We start from the raw sequence: 17159 nt of genomic DNA on the forward strand, positions 1-17159 counted from the left end.
AAAACAGTCTGCACAGGAAGCCGGAAAGTACAACACTCACGGCACACGCGCAGCCCTTAACTGACGACACGCCGTAAGAACTGATACAAAAATCTGAGTGAAGAAAAATATGAAATAAATTTTAAACCGGCTAAGGATATATTTTCATCTTTTTATATTTTCTGAGGGAGCTATCGGAGATTTGACGCGCACCTTGCGGATATGCCGGGCATCGGAATCAAGAACCCGGAAAATGAAGCCGTTTTCGTGCGTTAGTACTTCCCCGCTTGAAGGCACGCGTCCGGCCAGACGGAACACGAGACCACCGATCGTCTCGATCTCTGCCTCATGCTCGGCCGTTGTCAGCAGCGGGCCGATACGGTCCTCGAATTCCTCCACAGGACAGCGGGCATCCACGTCATATGAACCGTCCGGTCGCTCGGCAATCATGACGGCTGCCGGTTCATCATGTTCGTCGGAAATGTCGCCGACAATGGTTTCCACCAGATCTTCGATGGTCACGAGACCGTCGATTCCGCCGTATTCATCAATGACCAGCGCCAGATGAACGTGATGCTGGCGCATCTGCATCAGCAGATCGAGCACGGGGATCTGGGGAGCGATCATCAGGGGCTGGCGGAGCAGGGCTTCGAGACTGAAGGCATCGCTGGTTCCGACATAGGCAATCAGATCCTTGACGTGGATCATGCCGACAATGTCGTCCAGCTGTCCGCGATAGACCGGCATGCGGGAGTGATTTTCCCGGCGCATCATGGCCAGGGCGTCATCCAGGCTGATATCGGCGGGCATCGCGACGATATCAGCGCGCGGAATCATGACGTCATCGGCGCTGGTTTCCCGAAGGCGCAGGATATTGGCGATCAGCACGCGCTCCTGGCGGTCCAGCTCCGGTGCGTCGTCGTCGGTCTCTCCGGCCTGAGCGGCTTCCTGGACTAGGGCTGCAATGGAGTGCCGGACACCCTGATCAGCCTTGCGCCTGCCGAAAAGGGACAGAAGACTGCGCGGTTTTTTTGAAGGAGAAGCCGGACTGAGATCATCTCCGCTCATGACCGGTTCCTTGCTGCCGTCCGGGTTTTCCATGGATTTGCGATTCCGATACGGGAGAGAATCCACGCTTCCTTCATCTCCATCCGGCGGGCTTCCCCTGCCTGATGGTGATCATAGCCATCCAGATGCAGCAGCCCGTGGACCAGAAGATGGGCCAGATGGGCGGCCGGAGTCCGTCCTGCGGCGGCGGCCTCCCGGCAGACGGTTTCCAGTGCGAGCACGATCTCTCCGCCGGAATATCCGGGAACGGGATCGAATGTCAGCACATTCGTAGGTTTCCTGCGGCCGCGGAAACGACCGTTGAGGCGTCTGACCTCGCGATCCGAACTGAGGACGATCGTATCCGGCTCAGACAGGCATCCTGCGGCGGACACGGCGTTAAGAACACGAGCGATGAGATACCCGGATTCCGGAACATGGCGGTTCCAGCGGGTATCCTCAGTGATGATCTCCGTTCCCTCCTCAGAGAGGTCGGACTCGGGGAAATCCGCGCCCGGAAAGGCGCGGAACATATCTTCAGGCGGTTCCATCGTTCTCCCGGCGAGGACGTCTGCGGGAAATGCCCCGCTCCATCGCCGTCCGTTCATCATAGGCCTCGACGATGCGCGCGACCAGCCTGTGGCGCACGACATCCCGGGCATCGAAACGATTTACGGCAACCCCGTTAACGCCTTCCAGCGTGTCCAGCGCATCCTGAAGCCCGGATACGGCGCCCGGAGGCAGATCGATCTGGCTGAGATCGCCGGTCACGACCATCCGGGTGCCGCTGCCCATTCTGGTGAGGAACATTTTCATCTGGGCGGCGGTCGTGTTCTGTGCCTCGTCCAGAATCACATAGGCATGCGCCAGTGTCCGGCCCCTCATGAATGCCAGCGGTGCGACCTCGATCTCTCCTGAGGCAATCCGGCGGACAACCTGATCGCCCGGCATCATGTCGTGCAGTGCGTCATAAAGCGGCCGGAGATAGGGATCGATCTTGTCCTTCATGTCTCCGGGGAGGAAGCCCAGGCGTTCTCCGGCCTCAACGGCGGGCCGGGAGAGGATGATGCGGTCCACCTGGCCCGCCTGCAGCATCGCCACGGCCTGGGCGACCGCGAGATAGGTCTTTCCCGTGCCTGCAGGTCCGATGCCGAACACCATTTCCTCTTTAGCCAGCATCTCCATATAGGCCGTCTGGCCCGGGGAGCGCGGCTCTATGGCGCCGCGTTTTGTGCGGATAGTAGGAAATTCGGCTGCAGGACGGGGTGGGGGAGCTGCGTCCTCGGACGTGATACCGCTTCCCTCCCGCAGGGCGGTGTGGATGTCGGACAGCCGGATAGCTGCATCGATTTCTGAGGTATCGATCGCCCCGCCACGTTCCAGCTTGCGATACAGGGTGGTCAGGGCGGAGTGTGCCAGTGCAACGCGGCCCGGATCGCCCTGGATGGAAATCCTGTTCCCGCGATGCGCCAGCCTTACGCCAAGGCTTTCCTCCATGTGCCGCAGATGTCTGCTCCGGTCTCCGACCAGTTTTGCGAGCAGCGTATTATCGCTGAACTGGAGCGTTGCCGGTCTGGGCGGAGGCCCGTCGCCGGAAACGAGGGAGGAAAGGCCGGCAGGCCTGGCGGAATCGGAAGCAGGCAGTCTGGTCAAGCGCGCACGTACTCCTCGGTAAGAGACCCGGACAGCGAGTTGCTGAAGCGGGCAGTCAGCCTCACCGGCACTTCTCTGCCGATCAGGCTCTGGGGACCGTCCACATGGACGGGCTGCAGCCAGGGGGACCGTCCGGTAATCTGGCCGGGCTTGCGGCCGGTGCCGGTAAACAGTACCGGCACGACACGCCCGACGACGGACTGGTTGAACGCGTCCTGCTGCTCGCGCAGCAGGGCCTGCAGGGCCTGCAGACGGACGTCCTTCACATTCTCGGGCACCTGCCCCGGAGCGCCTGCCGCAGGCGTGCCGGGACGGGGGGAGTATTTGAAGGAGAAAGCCTGAGCGAAGCCGACATCGCGTATGAGCTGCATCGTGGCCTCGAAATCCTCGTCGGTCTCTCCCGGATGGCCGACGATGAAGTCGGAGGACAGGGCAAGATCCGGCCGGGCCTCGCGCAGGCGCAGGACCAGAGCGCGATATTCCGCGGCAGTGTGTCCGCGGTTCATGGCCTTGAGAATTCTGTCTGAACCGGACTGCACGGGAAGATGAAGGAACGGCATCAGCGCAGGCATGTCACGATGGGCATCGATCAGCGCCTGATCCATGTCCCGGGGATGGGACGTGGTGTAGCGGATACGCCTCAGGCCGGGGATATCCGACAGCATCCCGGCAAGCTCTGCCAGACCGCAGACGGAGCCATCGGGATTCTGCCCGTGATAGGCGTTCACATTCTGCCCGAGCAGCGTGATCTCCCGGACGCCGCCTTCCACCATCCGGCGGGCTTCCGCGACGACCGACACCATCGGGCGGCTGGACTCAGCGCCGCGGGTGTAGGGCACCACGCAGAAGGAACAGAATTTGTCGCATCCTTCCTGAATCGTCAGGAATGCCGTCAGGTTACCGCTTGTCTGCGGGGCGGCATCCTCGGGCAGGAAATCGAACTTCTGTTCGGCAGGGAAGTCCGTATCGATCACAGCTCCGCCTGCACGTGCGGCACGGGCCACCATCTCAGGCAGACGGTGATAGGTCTGCGGGCCGAGCACGATATCGACATAAGGCGCGCGGGCGAGAATCTGCTCTCCCTCAGCCTGCGCCACGCAGCCCGCCACTGCGATGACGGTTTCCCGTCCCGAAGCCTTGCGCTCCTCCTTGATCAGGCGGAGACGTCCGAGTTCGGAGAACACCTTTTCTGCTGCCCGGTCCCGGATGTGGCATGTATTGAGGATGATCATGTCCGCCGAATCCGGCGCGTCAACCGGGGTGTAGCCCAGCGGGCGGAGCACGTCCGTCATGCGGGCGCTGTCATAGACGTTCATCTGACAGCCCCAGGTGATCATGTGCAGTCCGCGCTGTACGGTGCCGGAAAGGCGGTCTTCGGGGGAGAGTGCGGTCGTCACGCGGTCCTCGTCTGCCGTGATATCTGCGGACGCACGAACGGCGCCTGCATGAGAAACGGCAGGAATGGGAGGATGCGTGGTTGCAGTCAAGGCAGAACCGCTCCCTCCGGCAGCCTGACGGGCTTCGGAGGCGGGGGCTGATGTCGTGAAATCCGGCAATATCCGGTCAGGTCGATTCTCCCGTTCAGGCCCGGAGCCGTTACGGCTCCGCAGCTGACAGGGGTATCAGGCAAAAGACGGGCCGGTGTTGTCAAGCGAAGATGTGCTGTCGGCCTGCCAGGCACCGTTTTCTCCCTGAACGGGATAGTCCGGAATCTCAGGAATATCGTTCTGGCGGATACGTGCCGCGCCATCCGCAATGGCTTTCCAAGCCGCCTGGGCAAGCGCCTTGCGGCTCGGGAAATCTGCTGGATCGAGCGGCGGGTGAAGCAGGATCGTGGCGCGCATGGAGGACCAGTTCAGCAGCTGCCACAGATGCGGGCCGAGCTCCATATCGCCATACCAGGCAAAGACCGGGCGGCTGCTGCGGGAGACCGGCATGCCGTCTAGGCGGTCATAGGCGACCGATATGGGCTGGATGATCGGCTCCATTCCCGGCGGGAAGGAGAGGGTGCTTTCCTCCTCGCCCGTATCCTGCAGGGCGGCCTTGCGCTTTGCCGAGAGGCGCGGTGCTTTCGCGATGGCGAAAAAGGCAGACATGAAGGGCAGGACGCGCGAGCCGTCCGAGGAGGTGCCTTCCGGAAACAGCGTCACGTTATCGCCCCCGGCCAGGCGGGAGATCATGGTGTCACGTTCCCTGCCGGTGGTGTTGCGCTGGCGGCTGACGAAGATCGTCCGCCCGACATGACAGACCCAGCCCATGACGGGCCATTTCTCGATATCTCCCTTGGCGACGAACACGCAGGGCAGAACGGCCCCGAGCACCACCACATCAAGCCAGGAGGAGTGATTGGAGACATAAATGACCGGGCGCTCGCCCCGGCGGCGTGCAGCTGGTCCGCCGACCGTTCCGACCCTTCTTCCCACGACGTTGAGGCGCACGCGGATGAGCTTGCACAGCACGCTCCAGATGATTCGCGGCCAGCGGATGCGGATCGTGCCCGGAACGCGCAGCAGCAGGGCTTCAAATCCGACAGAGGACGGAGCCCAGGTAACGATTGCCGTCAGGCGGATGGCGGCGCGGACCCGCACGACGGCACCGGCTGCCACCTGCACGAATCGTTCCCATGCCGTCGGGGCGGCATCATCCGCGCTCAGCGGAAACGGGGGGGGGATACGGCCGGAAAAAGCCGTTTTCTTGCTGCGCTGCATCACTCGACCGGATCGTTTCCGGCAGAGCCTGTCCGGAACGCTTTCTGTTCAGCCGCCCGGACCGGCCGTAACCGGCGGGCGACATTGGAAACACATATACGCCATACTTACCTCTAAAATTGTAATCTCCAAACATGGTGTTGCGAACGCACCGTGATTGCCGACATAATCGGCGTTTATGAGGGAGGAGACCCATACGGGTGATACGGGAGCGCTGTTCTTCTGACAGAACAAGCAGCGGGGGGGGGCGCGTGCCGGGCGTCGGAAAATGAAGCGGCACCTGATTCAGGCTGTTCTTCTTTCGACGCTGTTTGCAGCAGCAGGCCACGGTTTTGCTGCAGATAAAAAGAAAAAATCAGCGCAGGACGTCTATCGTGCCTCTGTCGTGTCATCCGGGAATGATGATCTGGATGCGGCTTTGCAGGCATCATCCGAGATGATTTCCCTTCAGGACACCACCGAGACGGGGCCGTTTGCGCTGGCCGGACGTGTCAGGAGCGATTACGGGCGGCTGAAGGACGCTCTGGACAGCTTTGGCTATTATGAAGGCAAGGTGAAGATATCCCTCAAACGGCCTGACGGCGTCTCTTCGCCGCCTGCACTGCAGATCGACGGCCAGGCCGCCGAACTGTCGTCATGGCTTGGCGCGCTGCCGAAGAAGGAAACCGTCGCCGTCCGGATCAGTGCCGCACCCGGCCCTGAATATCATATCGGAACCATTGAGATTGCCGATCCGGAAGGTCATCCGATGAAGCTGTCTTCCCCGGAGGAAAAAGCGTTCGGCCTGTACTCCGGAGATTCCGCAAATTCTGCAAATATTCTCAAGGCATCGGGTGATCTGATGCAGGAATATGAGGATGAAGGCCGGCCTCTGGCGGAGGTACAGACCCCGGTTGCCTGGCTCAGGCCAGAAACCCGCACGCTTGACCTGCATTTCGTTGCCAGCCCCGGGCCGGTGGCCCGCATCGGAGAGATTACGCTTGAAGGTCTGGAGAAGACCAATGTGCAGTTTATTCGCCATCGCCTGACGATTGCTTCCGGAGAGCGCTACAGCCCCGGCCGGATTGAGGCCGCGCGCCAGGATCTTGCTGCGCTCGGAATTTTCGCAAGTGTGAGCATCAGGAAAGCGGATAAGCTTGCGGCAGATGGCACGATTCCGCTGACCATCACGTTCCGTGAAGGAAAATCCCGCACGGTCGGGGCTGAGGCGGCATATTCAACCGATCTCGGCGGTCGTCTGGGGGCAAACTGGACGCATAACAATATATTCGGGCGGGCTGAAACCCTGCGTCTGACCGCGCTCGTGACAGGCGTCGGCGGTTCTGCCCAGCAGGGGCTTGGCTACGATATCTATGCCGATCTGATGAAGCCGGATTTTTCGGGCCGGAGGCAGACATTCAGCATACGTGTCGAAGGGCTGAGGCAGCTTTTCTATTCCTATCACCAGACGGCGCTGCTTGCGCGGGCGGGGATCACACGCATCATCAGTCGCAGGTGGAAAGTGTCCTACGGGGGGCAGTGGATTCAGGAAAGCGTGCGCCAGTTCGGGGATACACGAAGCTATACGCTGCTGTCCGCACCGCTGTCGGCCAATTATGACAGCACGGATCTGAAATCGCCCCTGGACGCCGCAACGCATGGCGCGCGTGTTTCCATCGGTATCACGCCGATGGAATCTCTTGGCCACAGCACGGCATTTTTCGCGATCATGCAGGCCACGGCCTCAACCTATTTGGATCTTTCCAAAATCGGTCTGAGCAGACCGGGCCGCAGCGTGATTGCGGTGCGCGGGACCGTGGGAACCATCCAGGGGGCATCCACCTACGATATTCCTCCGGATCAGCGCCTTTATGCCGGTGGCAGTGCGACCGTGCGAGGTTTCCGCTACCAGGGAGTGGGTCCGCAGTTCGGTGATACCAAATACGCCATCGGCGGCACCGCTCTGGATGCAGGCACCTTTGAATTCCGGCAAAGGATCGGAAAAAGCTTTGGTATGACTACCTTTGCGGATGCAGGGCAGGTCGGGTCTGACGGTATGCCGTTTCATGGCAAGCTGCGCGTGGGTGCGGGTGGCGGCGTGCGCTATTACACGCCGATCGGGCCGGTGCGCGTGGATGTCGCGGTGCCGCTCAACCGGCAGCATCGCGGCGACAAATGGGAGCTGTATATCGGCCTGGGAGAGACGTTCTGATGACTGATCAGGATATGCCGCCTCAGGAAAAGCCGGTACGGGCAAAACGCAGTCTGATGCGACGTGTGCTGCGAATTGCCGGGATCGGCGCAGCCGGTGTTGCGGGCCTTGTCGTAACGGTTGTCGTTGTTGCCCTCGCCGGTGCGAATACCGGGGCAGGTCGGCATTTTATCGAGCGGCAGACCACGTCTCTCACGGGAGGGATGGTCAGACTCACAGGGCTGTCTGGCCGTTTTCCTGATGCGCTCCACGCGGGAAAGATCGAGCTTGCGGATGCCAGGGGGGTCTGGCTGACGCTTGAGGGGCTGGATCTGGACTGGTCGCCGCTCAGGCTGATCGGCAAAAGCGTTCATGTGGATCTGCTGCATTGCGATCGTCTGGCCATTCCGCGCCTTCCTGAATCGTCTGCTCCGGAAAAACCTGCGGAACCGGCCTCCTCCGCACCGATGCGTCTGGGACTGTCCATAGATATAGGCAAGGTGGATGCAAAGCGGATCGAGGTCGGTGCTCCGGTCGCGGGGCTTGACGTGGCGGTCTCTCTCTCCGGTCATGCCAGGATTAATAATCTTGATGATATTACTGCAGATTTTGCGCTCACTCATCTCCCAGATACGGATATCGCGCTTGATCTGCAAAGTCTGAAGACACCCACACGGATTTCCCTTTCCACGAAATTGCGTGCGAAAAACCTGATGCTGCATCTCGACGGATCGGATGGTCCGGGGGGATTTGCGCAGACGCTGTCCGGGATGGATTCCATTGTTCCCGTCGCGCTCAGGCTGGATATGGATGGTCCGACCAGCGCGCTGGCTCTGAATTTCAAGGCTGAAGCCGGAAAGATTTCGGCATCGACCACAGGAACCCTGAATCTTCCGGCGTCCGAGGCCGATATTGCCATAAAGGCGCAGTCTCCGGCCATGACGCTGCTTCCCGGGGTGGCCTGGGGCGGAATCGATCTGAAGGCAAAACTCAGGGGTAAACTCTCCGCTCCGCAGGGAAGCGGCGCGCTTGTGATCGACAGGCTCACGGCGGCGGGTGTCGCGCTGAGCCGTGCGGATATCCTGTTTGACGGTATGAACGCAGGCAGCATGCCCGACAGGCTGCAGCTGCACGCAAAGCTTGCGGGGCTGACGGTTCCCGGGCCTGCCCCGGCTCTGCTCGCGCAGTCTCCTGTGGAACTGGATGCGACCTATATGCCGGATCAGAGCGGGCGTCCGGTCATGCTGTCGCTGCAGCATCCGCTGATCAGGCTTGAGGCGAACGCGCAGACGCAGCCCGCCGTAAAGCTCCGGGCAACGCTTGATCTGCCCGATCTTCGTCCGCTGGCGGCTGTGGGGAAACAGCAGCTAACAGGGCATGCGCATCTGACGGCGAATGCGGCTCTTCCGGAAAAACTTTCAGGCCCGACCTCGCTTGATCTGAACGGAGATATCTCCCTGCAGGGTGGACAGCCCCAGGCGGTGAAGCTGATCGGTCCGTCCGGCAGGCTGGCGCTCGGCGTGGTCATGACACCGGCCGGCGCGGACGGAAAAGACATCCGGCTGCGCACCCTGTTCCTGTCGGGACGTGCGATTTCCCTGACGGCCGCAGGTCTTGCAGAGCAGAGGATCGTCGGCGGCAAGGATCAGACATCTGTCGATCTGTCCGCAGATCTCGGGCTTCCTGATCTGCGGGCGCTTGCGGACAGCGTCAGAGGGACGACGAAACTGCATCTGAGCGCCAGGGGGCTGACGGATGATCTGGCAGCCACGGCGCATCTGGAAACGGATCCGGCCACAGCCACTCTGGCGCGCAGCCCGCTGACTCTGGACGCGTCTTTCACGCATCTTCCGGGCAAGCCCCAGGGTGAACTGAAAGCGGCCGGGACACTGGACCGGGCACCGCTTTCGCTGGCTGTCGGGCTGACGCAGGATGCGGAGAACACCCGCCATATCGCGCTTGAGGCCCTCAAATGGAACAGTCTGAGCGGCAGCGGCACGCTTGATCTTCCGGACGGTGCGGTCGTCCCTCTGGGTCAGATCGGACTGAAAATGACACGGCTGGCGGATCTGTCCCGGATCATCGGGCAGCAGACCGCGGGCAGTGTGGAGCTGTCGGTTCATACAACTGCCGCGCCGGGCGGAAAACCGCGTGCGGATCTGAAGCTGGACGGAGCGGGAATTTCCGTGCCGCAGGTGCAGATCGGGCGGCTGTCTCTTGCCGGAAGCGTGGCGGACCCGGCAGGCGCACCCGTGACGGATCTGAAGCTGGCTGTGGATCGTCTGACGGCGCCATCGGTCAGCGGTGCGGTGTCGGCCAAGGCAAAGGGTCCGCAGACGGCTCTGGCCCTGACGGCTCAGGGGCGATTTGCAGATATCGCGGGTGATCCGGGCGTGCTGGATATGGCTGCCCTGCTGGATGTGCCGGGGAAGAAAATCCGCATCGACCGGCTGAGCGCGACTGCAAAACATGAGGATCTGCGGCTCCAGAAACCCGTTACGGCTGCCTTCGGAGATAAAATCGGTGTTGACCGGCTGCTGGCCTCCCTCGGGCCGCAGGGCACTGCCCCCGCAGCGATAGATATCGCCGGGACGGTAAAACCCGCCCTCGCGATGACTGTGTCGGTCGATCACATCACCCCGGCCCTTGCCAACCCATTCGTGCCGGGCCTTAAGGCCGGAGGGATGCTGTCCCTTAAGGCGAAGCTCAGCGGAACGACGGACAGCCCGGGTGGCCACGCGGAAATACACGGCACCGATCTGCGGATGCTGAGCGGAGATGCGGCGTCCCTTCCGCCGCTGAAGCTGGATGCTGCCGCGGATATGGCAGGTAAGAGCGCGAAGATCGATGTCCGTGCCTCGGCCGGTCCGAAGCTTGGCCTGCAGGTCAGCGGAAAAGCACCTTTAAGTGCTACGGAGCCGATGGCGATCCGGGCGACAGGTATGGCTGATCTGTCGATTGCCGATGCCGTGCTCGGTGCTGCCGGACGTCAGGCGCACGGGCAGGTCGATCTTAATCTCGCGGTCAGCGGAACGGCCTCCGCACCGCGGGCCTCCGGAACAGTTGCGCTGCATAAGGGCGATGTACAGGATTTTGCCCAGGGGCTGCATCTGAGCGGAATCGAGGCTCTGATCGAAGCACAGGGTGACGATATCCTGATCAGGAGCTTCCGCGCGGAGGCGGGTAGGGGCAGCATGACGCTGACAGGTCATGTCGGCGCGCTCGCCCCTGGCATGCCCGTCGATCTGCATTTCCAGGCAGATAAGGCCCGGCCCGTGGCGAGTGATCTGATCACGGCCGTGATGGACGCGGATATTGCCATCAGAGGGCAGGCAAAATCCCGTATCGACGTGACGGGCAAGGTGGACCTGCCGCATGTGGATGTGAATATCCCCAGCTCCATGCCCGCATCCGTCGCGCACCTGGATGTGATCCGCCCGGGAGAGAAGGCACCCGGCACGGGCGCACAGACGGCTGGTCTCGTGACAGGGCTGGATCTGAAAATTCACTCCCCGGGAGAGTTCTATGTCCGCGGGCACGGGCTGGATGCGGAAATGAGCGGTCTGCTGCATGTGTCCGGAACGGCTGCCGCACCGCAGATTGAAGGCGGATTCAATCTCAAACGCGGACTGTTCAGTCTGGCGGGGATCAATCTGAACTTCACGCATGGCCGTGTCGGCTTCGACGGCAGCGGCGTGCAGCACCGCCTGGACCCCACGCTCGACTTCCAGGCAGACAGAAACGTGGCGGGCAAGACCGCGATGCTCAAGATTGGCGGCTATGCTTCCGATCCGAAGATTTCCTTCGAATCCCTGCCGCCTCTGCCGCAGGATGAGGTCGTGGCTATGCTGCTTTTCGGTCAGGAAGCCCGTAATCTGTCGGCAACTCAGATGGCGGAGGTGGCAGCCTCCGTCGCGGCTCTGGCCGGAAGCTCAACCTTTGATCCCTTGGGCACGATCCGTAAGACGCTTGGTCTCGATCGTCTGGCGGTCGGCGGCGGCGTCGGCGGCGTCGGCAATGGCGGCGGCAGTATCGAGGCCGGGCGATACGTCATGAAAGGCGTCTATGTCGGCGCGAAACAGGCCACCTCAGGCTCCGGCACCCAGGCACAGGTGCAGGTTGATCTCATGCGACATCTCAAGCTGAACACGACGGTCGGGACGGGCGGGAATGTCACGGGTTTCACCACTCCGGAGAATGATCCCGGAAGCAGCGTCGGTCTCCTGTGGCAATATCGCTACTGAGGGGTGGCTTTCATGACGGGAAGGCTTGCGGGAAATCCGGGAGCCACCCATATCCGACAGAGCCGGTGCCGCTGAAGGGCCGGATTCTGAAGTCTCGCTCATCGGAGGAGCCATATGTCGGGTTCAGGCCGCGTTTTCGGATCGCCCATGTTTCTGGGATTCGATCACCTGGAAAATATGCTGGAGCGGGTATCCAAATCAGCAACGGACGGATATCCGCCCTATAATATCGAACAGACCGGGCCGTCTTCCCTCAGAATCACTCTGGCCGTCGCCGGATTCAGCATGGATGACCTGCAGATCACGCAGGAAGATAACCAGCTTGTGATAAGAGGGCGCCAGACAGAAGATGCGTCCGGAAGGGTTTTCCTGCATCGTGGAATCGCGGCACGTCAGTTCCAGAAGGCGTTCGTTCTCGCCGAAGGAATTGATATCGAGGGGGCCTGGCTCGATAACGGCCTCCTGCATGTAGATCTCAGCCGTCCGGAACCCGAGGTGCGCGTAAGGCGTATTGAGATCAGGAAACCGGGAAAAGCCGCAAACAGCGGCATCACTCCGGCCTCTCCGAAATCCTCAGGGGTCATAAGAACGATTCCGGAGAACTGAAAGGTTTGTTTGTCAGAGTTTATGAAGACCAGGAGGCGCAGGGCCATGCGAGCCGGTAATGCAGCGAATGTCCCTAACGATCAGCACTCTGCTCCGGGGGGCGCAGTCGATATCCGTAATCTTTCAGACGAGCAGTTCCTGGCACTCGGGCTGCCGACGCTGGTCTATATCCGGCGCGGCGTGCTGGAGGAAGGGCAGGAAGTATTCGCCATTCATGCTGCGAATGGCGAGGTCATGGGCGTGGCCGATGATACCGACACGGTGATTTCCACGCTTGAGGAAAACCAGATGGTACCGATGACCATTCACTGAGGCGTCAGGACTTCCCCTTATAGCCTGACGCAGCCGACAGGCCGGTGGAGTCCACAACGACCATCAGGTCACCCGTCACCGGCGTGGGCGTGAGGTTCTTAGGGAGCAGGGCGCGGAAGCGTGCGTCGTAGCTGGCGGTCTGCTCGTATTCAGCATCAAGCACGCCATGCTGGTCAAAGAAGACATTAACTCTGGCCGGAATTCTCACGCAGCCTTCCGAGGCCGGACGGCCGAGGCGGGACTCAAGAAAATCAGGATCGGTGGCGTGCATCTCAAGCCGAATATCGCCGGTCTTGCCATTTCCTGACCAGCCTTTGGTGGCATTGTGCCAGCCGAAATCCCACACGCGCATCCCCTTCGCGCCGATCCCGCGGATACCGTTCTTGTTTTTCGTCCCTTCGGCACGATAGCCCAGACGATCCGCGGAATTTTCAAAGATGCCCGTCGGAGTGATATAATAGTATTTGCGTCCGGCAGTACCGGTCGATGTCTTTGAGGCGCCGATCAGCGGCCAGTCATCCTGATCAGGTAGAGCCAGAACCAGGGCAAGACGCTGAATGGCCGGGCTGCGATCCACGATAACGATCAGCTGTGCCCGGTCGATCTTATGATCTGAAGACTGAAGCTGCTCCTTCGCGAGCCTGATCATCAGAGCCTGGCGTGCAGGGGTGAGTTTTACCGCAGATGAGCCGACCGCACTTCTGAAGGCGGCCCGCAGCTTCTCACCCTCCTTCAGAGCCGCAGCGGTATCGACTGAGGGAAGGGGGGGGATGATAACGCTTTCGGAGGCGCTGCTGTCGGTCTTGTCCGTGCCGCTTCCCGCAGCTTCTGCAGAAGGCTTCTGGGCTGCCGTGCCGGTGTCAGCCGGAGCCGCAACAGCTGCCGGATGACTGGTGCTGTCCTGGGCACATGCAACGGCAGGACAGGTCAGTAACACCAGCCACGCCGCCTGTTTCAGAGAGCGGAAAGACAGAAAGACGCGGCCCGTGTACATCGGGATACTCCGGAAAGGGTAATAAAAACGAACGCTTCCCCCGGACTATACAAAAAAAACAATTTATTAAAGGTATGAGGGAATAATCTTACAGGGTCACCGCAAGAATCCTGTGAAGAAACCTGTTCTGCTGTGGCTGATCCGGTGGAATATCCTGACCATTCAGCACACGCAGCGTTCCCGCTTCATCCAGAATTCCGGGAAGAACCCCATCCCGGGAAATGAATATACACCTGTCTCCCGGCAGCACCGGACCGGCCGGGGAGAGAAGAAGGGTGGAGCCATCGCGCAGCACCGGCTCGAAATCGGATGTGTCGAGGCAGATCAGATAATCATGCGGCTCGGGAGAAAAGGGAGCCGCGCTGGCCAGGTGCCAGTCCGCACCGGAAGGAAGCCCGGCGCGATCGAAAGAGGCATGTCCCCGCAGGGCAGACCAGTCTGCCCGGGGAATACGGACAGATATATCAGCAGTCGTTTTTACTGAAAAAAACTCTGCAGGTGATGTGGAGGCCGCATCCAGAAGCCGGGCTACGGTCTCCATGCCGGGCCAGCGGAAACGGCCGTCCGCCCGGCGGCGTTTCGAGGGATTGAGCACGGTAGGGTCAAGGCCCGCCAGACGCGCAAGACCGGAGGCGGACACGCCCTGGCCTGCAGCCAGACGATCAATGGCCGCCCATAAGTCTCCGGCGTCACGGTAGAAAAACAGACTCATCGTCTGAAGCTGTGTCTCCGGGCCATGCTCAGGATTTCGGCCTCATGCCGTGCCTCTCCATCCTGCGTGATGCGGAAGCGCTCGTCGTCTCCTTCCCGGGCCAGCCTCATCCCGGTCAGCCGCTTCAGGCACGGCTCATCCCTCAGCCCGTGCGGCCGCCCGGTCTCTGCCGCCAGATGGAGACGGCGGAGAGCGGAGCGGCAGCAGGTCTCAAGATAGGGCTCCTTCCACACGGGCATCGCGTTCACTGCTCAGCGAGAAAATGTTCCAGAAGTTCAAGAAACTCCCGGGGTTTCTCCGCATGAACCCAGTGTCCGGCCCCGGCGATGGTCTCAAGACGGTAATGAGGAAAAAGGCGTTTCATCTCCGGAAAGGCAGCCGACTGGACGTAGCGCGAATTGCCGCCCCGGATGAAGAGAACCTTGCCATCATACTCCGTGCCCTGAGGGATGTGCGGCCAGCTGATAATATCGTCCATGGAGGCCTCGATCTCTTTCAGACCGATCTGCCAGGAGGGATGATCTCCCAGCTCCAGATTCTGCATCATCAGGTCACGGACAGGCTTTTCGGCAATCACGGTCGCCAGCAATGAGTCGGCCTGGCTGTGATTCAGTGAATCGGGCAGATGAAGTGCGGCCAGATCCTCTGCAAGCGAGCGCGACTGGGCAAAACTGCCTTCCGCCGGAGCAATATCCGCCACCAGAAGCCGCTCGACCGCCTCCGGATGATGCAGCGCGAGCATCATCGATGTCTTGCCACCCATCGAGTGCCCGACGATCACCGCCGGAAGCGCATCAAGAGCGGTCAGTGTCTCGAACACGTCCTCTGCCATGACGGTGTAGTCCGCCCTGCCGTGCGGGCTGGCTCCGTGATTGCGCAGATCGATTGCTATCGTGCGGCGTGTCGCGGCCAGACGTCTCTGGAAAAAACCGAAATTACGACCGCGTCCGAACAGTCCGTGAATGAATACGACCGGGGGCAGGGAGGTATCGCCGTTTTCCGGTCCGGCCGTAAGAACATGCAGTTTCATATCAGGGATTTACTCTTCAAATGTCAGAACGATTTTGCCGATATGATCCCCTTCTTCCATCATCTGATGGGCGGCGACAACATCGTCGAACGGAAAGACCTGAAAAATCAGAGGCCTGACCTCTCCTGCTGCGAGAACGGGCCACACCTTCTCCTCAAGCTCCCGTGCGATCTGCGCCTTATAGGAGGCAGGACGCGGGCGGAGCGTCGTTCCGGTGATATTCAGGCGCTTCGTCATGATGCGGGCGACATTGACGTTCTCTGCCTTCACGCCACCCTGAAGCGCAATGATCACCAGACGGCCATCCTGGGCCAGACAGCGCAGGTTCCGGTCGAAATAGGCCCCGCCCATCACATCGAGAATGATATCGACGCCCGCAGCCCCCGTCAGTTCGCTGATCCGTTCAACGAAATCCGTCTCACGGTAATTGATGGCCGTCGCGCCGAGCTCTTCGCACACCTGGCATTTCTCAGGCGATCCGGCCGTTGCGAAAACCGTGGCCCCGAAAGCACGGGCAAGCTGGATGGCCGCCGTCCCGATCCCGCCGGTACCGCCGTGAATGAGGACACGGTCCCCGTTGCGCAGTCCCGCAGTCAGGAAAAGATTGGACCATACGGTAAAAAACGTCTCCGGCAGAGCTGCCGCCCGCACGGCGTCAAATCCTTCCGGCCAGGGCAGAGACTGGCTCTCCGGCACGACGCAGTACTGTGCATAGCCGCCGCCATTGGCCAGCGCGCAGACCCGGTCTCCTGTATGAAAGCGGGTCACGCCGGGGCCGGAGGCCACAACCTCGCCCGCAATCTCAAGACCAAGCAGCGGGCTTGCACCCGGCGGGGGAGGATACAGACCCTTGCGCTGCATGATGTCCGGCCGGTTGATTCCGGCCGCCTGAACACGCACCAGGATCTCCCCCTGTCCGGGAACGGGAACATCTGCGGAGCTGATCTTCATCACTTCGGGATTTCCCGGCTCCGATATGAGAACGGCGCGCATGGATGATGGAATTTCCGCTTCCGGTCTGGTCATGGGACAAGGCTCCTGTCTCAGATTCTGCGCGCAGCGTAGACCTTTAAGACAGGCGCGGCTACGCTCGCCGGACAGACAGCGCTCTCCTCCCGTGAAGGTGAAAACCGGGCACCGGTCAGGGAGAGCAGGGAACGAAGACGGTTCTGCAGAGTTACATCTGCGAGTTTATTTTAACCAGACTGCCCAGAGACATGCCTATGATCAGACGCCTCGCCCTCATGACCGCAGTCCTTCTTCCTCTTGCGGCCGGCATGACCGGATATGCAGCGGCACAGGATACGTCCGCAGCCCTGCCGAAACCGGCGATCTGGAGCGTGTCCGTGCAGGGATGCGAGGAAGCATCACGCTGCGATGATCTGCGTGACGGGCTGGCACAGGAGCTGTCATCCCGCGGCTATGCCCAGAGAATAGCCCAGGCGGGAGAGCCTGCGGACCTGCATCTCGACGTGACGGTCAGCCGTCTGCATGTCAGAACCTCCGTCCACAGCGGACGTGGCGTTGCAGCGAAGAAAAACCGCGTGGAGGCAACGGAAACGGTGAAGAACTCTTCCGGTGCGACCCTGCGGAATTTCAAGGTCAGCACCTCATTCCCCGCACATCACTACGGCGTGTCGTCAGTTAAGGCCTGATTGCGGCACGTGAGGGTTGTACTTTGTGGCTGTGTGTGCTGACTGTTTT

The 17159-nt window shown here is 61.1% G+C and carries 15 protein-coding genes; 5 read left to right on the plus strand and 10 right to left on the minus strand.

What is annotated here, in order from left to right; genetic code table 11:
- Positions 1-144: 144 nt before the first annotated feature.
- The 5 genes from LOC54_RS07910 to LOC54_RS07930 all read right to left on the minus strand — a co-directional run bounded on the left by LOC54_RS07910 (position 145) and on the right by LOC54_RS07930 (position 5387).
- Complete coding sequence (locus tag LOC54_RS07910; RefSeq protein WP_279313283.1) at positions 145-1047, minus strand: hemolysin family protein; 903 nt, start codon at positions 1045-1047, stop codon at positions 145-147.
- Positions 1044-1577, minus strand: a complete 534-nt coding sequence (gene ybeY, locus LOC54_RS07915; RefSeq protein WP_279313284.1) for an rRNA maturation RNase YbeY — start codon at positions 1575-1577, stop codon at positions 1044-1046. The genes LOC54_RS07910 and ybeY overlap by 4 nt, the downstream gene beginning before the upstream one ends.
- The gene (locus tag LOC54_RS07920; RefSeq protein WP_279313294.1) at positions 1564-2568 is read right to left on the minus strand and encodes a PhoH family protein; all 1005 of its coding nucleotides are present in this window, start codon (positions 2566-2568) and stop codon (positions 1564-1566) included. Before LOC54_RS07920 ends, ybeY begins: the two co-directional genes overlap by 14 nt.
- 107 nt (positions 2569-2675) lie before the next feature.
- Positions 2676-4016 (minus strand): tRNA (N6-isopentenyl adenosine(37)-C2)-methylthiotransferase MiaB, encoded by a 1341-nt coding sequence (gene miaB, locus LOC54_RS07925; protein ID WP_279313295.1) that lies wholly within the window; start codon positions 4014-4016, stop codon positions 2676-2678.
- Between the two features lie 285 nt (positions 4017-4301).
- Positions 4302-5387 carry a lysophospholipid acyltransferase family protein gene (locus LOC54_RS07930; protein ID WP_279313296.1) on the minus strand — a complete coding sequence of 362 codons (1086 nt, stop codon included), beginning with the start codon at positions 5385-5387 and terminating at the stop codon, positions 4302-4304.
- 268 nt (positions 5388-5655) lie between these two features.
- Between LOC54_RS07930 and LOC54_RS07935 the strand changes: the two genes are divergently transcribed.
- The 4 genes from LOC54_RS07935 (at position 5656) to LOC54_RS07950 (ending at position 12719) form a co-directional block, all read left to right on the plus strand.
- A complete protein-coding gene (locus tag LOC54_RS07935; protein WP_279313285.1) occupies positions 5656-7578 on the plus strand; it encodes an autotransporter assembly complex family protein in 1923 nt (640 codons plus the stop codon).
- The gene (locus LOC54_RS07940; RefSeq protein ID WP_279313286.1) at positions 7578-11801 is read left to right on the plus strand and encodes a translocation/assembly module TamB domain-containing protein; all 4224 of its coding nucleotides are present in this window, start codon (positions 7578-7580) and stop codon (positions 11799-11801) included. Before LOC54_RS07935 ends, LOC54_RS07940 begins: the two co-directional genes overlap by 1 nt.
- A gap of 114 nt (positions 11802-11915) precedes the next feature.
- Entirely contained in the window at positions 11916-12407 is a 492-nt protein-coding gene (locus tag LOC54_RS07945) for an Hsp20 family protein (RefSeq protein WP_279313287.1), read from the plus strand.
- Positions 12408-12452: 45 nt separating this feature from the next.
- Complete coding sequence (locus LOC54_RS07950; protein ID WP_279313288.1) at positions 12453-12719, plus strand: DUF1150 family protein; 267 nt, start codon at positions 12453-12455, stop codon at positions 12717-12719.
- Between the two features lie 4 nt (positions 12720-12723).
- Here the strand turns inward: LOC54_RS07950 and LOC54_RS07955 are convergent, their stop codons facing one another.
- The 5 genes from LOC54_RS07955 to LOC54_RS07975 form a co-directional block, all read right to left on the minus strand.
- The gene (locus tag LOC54_RS07955; RefSeq protein WP_279313289.1) at positions 12724-13713 is read right to left on the minus strand and encodes a L,D-transpeptidase; all 990 of its coding nucleotides are present in this window, start codon (positions 13711-13713) and stop codon (positions 12724-12726) included.
- 88 nt (positions 13714-13801) lie between these two features.
- Positions 13802-14425, minus strand: coding sequence for a helix-turn-helix transcriptional regulator (locus LOC54_RS07960; RefSeq protein ID WP_279313290.1), 624 nt, complete (start codon positions 14423-14425; stop codon positions 13802-13804).
- The gene (locus LOC54_RS07965) at positions 14422-14658 is read right to left on the minus strand and encodes a hypothetical protein (RefSeq protein WP_279313297.1); all 237 of its coding nucleotides are present in this window, start codon (positions 14656-14658) and stop codon (positions 14422-14424) included. Before LOC54_RS07965 ends, LOC54_RS07960 begins: the two co-directional genes overlap by 4 nt.
- 11 nt (positions 14659-14669) lie before the next feature.
- The gene (locus LOC54_RS07970; RefSeq protein ID WP_279313291.1) at positions 14670-15455 is read right to left on the minus strand and encodes an alpha/beta fold hydrolase; all 786 of its coding nucleotides are present in this window, start codon (positions 15453-15455) and stop codon (positions 14670-14672) included.
- A 9-nt stretch (positions 15456-15464) separates the two neighbouring features.
- The gene (locus tag LOC54_RS07975) at positions 15465-16481 is read right to left on the minus strand and encodes an NAD(P)H-quinone oxidoreductase (protein ID WP_279313292.1); all 1017 of its coding nucleotides are present in this window, start codon (positions 16479-16481) and stop codon (positions 15465-15467) included.
- A 197-nt stretch (positions 16482-16678) separates the two neighbouring features.
- Here LOC54_RS07975 and LOC54_RS07980 point away from each other — a divergent pair, with 197 nt between their 5' ends.
- Positions 16679-17110 carry a hypothetical protein gene (locus tag LOC54_RS07980; protein WP_279313293.1) on the plus strand — a complete coding sequence of 144 codons (432 nt, stop codon included), beginning with the start codon at positions 16679-16681 and terminating at the stop codon, positions 17108-17110.
- Positions 17111-17159: the final 49 nt, after the last annotated feature.

The sequence above is a fragment of the Acetobacter sp. AN02 genome (assembly GCF_029759835.1).
GTDB lineage: Bacteria > Pseudomonadota > Alphaproteobacteria > Acetobacterales > Acetobacteraceae > Acetobacter.

Coding starts and splice junctions, on each gene's coding strand:
- ybeY (WP_279313284.1), bottom strand. CDS start 1,577: ATGGAACCGCCTGAAGATATGTTCCGCGCCTTTCCGGGCGCGGATTTC.
- LOC54_RS07940 (WP_279313286.1), top strand. CDS start 7,578: ATGACTGATCAGGATATGCCGCCTCAGGAAAAGCCGGTACGGGCAAAA.
- miaB (WP_279313295.1), bottom strand. CDS start 4,016: ATGATCACCTGGGGCTGTCAGATGAACGTCTATGACAGCGCCCGCATG.
- LOC54_RS07975 (WP_279313292.1), bottom strand. CDS start 16,481: ATGACCAGACCGGAAGCGGAAATTCCATCATCCATGCGCGCCGTTCTC.
- LOC54_RS07935 (WP_279313285.1), top strand. CDS start 5,656: ATGAAGCGGCACCTGATTCAGGCTGTTCTTCTTTCGACGCTGTTTGCA.
- LOC54_RS07980 (WP_279313293.1), top strand. CDS start 16,679: ATGATCAGACGCCTCGCCCTCATGACCGCAGTCCTTCTTCCTCTTGCG.
- LOC54_RS07955 (WP_279313289.1), bottom strand. CDS start 13,713: ATGTACACGGGCCGCGTCTTTCTGTCTTTCCGCTCTCTGAAACAGGCG.
- LOC54_RS07930 (WP_279313296.1), bottom strand. CDS start 5,387: ATGCAGCGCAGCAAGAAAACGGCTTTTTCCGGCCGTATCCCCCCCCCG.
- LOC54_RS07945 (WP_279313287.1), top strand. CDS start 11,916: ATGTCGGGTTCAGGCCGCGTTTTCGGATCGCCCATGTTTCTGGGATTC.
- LOC54_RS07910 (WP_279313283.1), bottom strand. CDS start 1,047: ATGAGCGGAGATGATCTCAGTCCGGCTTCTCCTTCAAAAAAACCGCGC.
- LOC54_RS07970 (WP_279313291.1), bottom strand. CDS start 15,455: ATGAAACTGCATGTTCTTACGGCCGGACCGGAAAACGGCGATACCTCC.
- LOC54_RS07960 (WP_279313290.1), bottom strand. CDS start 14,425: ATGAGTCTGTTTTTCTACCGTGACGCCGGAGACTTATGGGCGGCCATT.
- LOC54_RS07950 (WP_279313288.1), top strand. CDS start 12,453: ATGCGAGCCGGTAATGCAGCGAATGTCCCTAACGATCAGCACTCTGCT.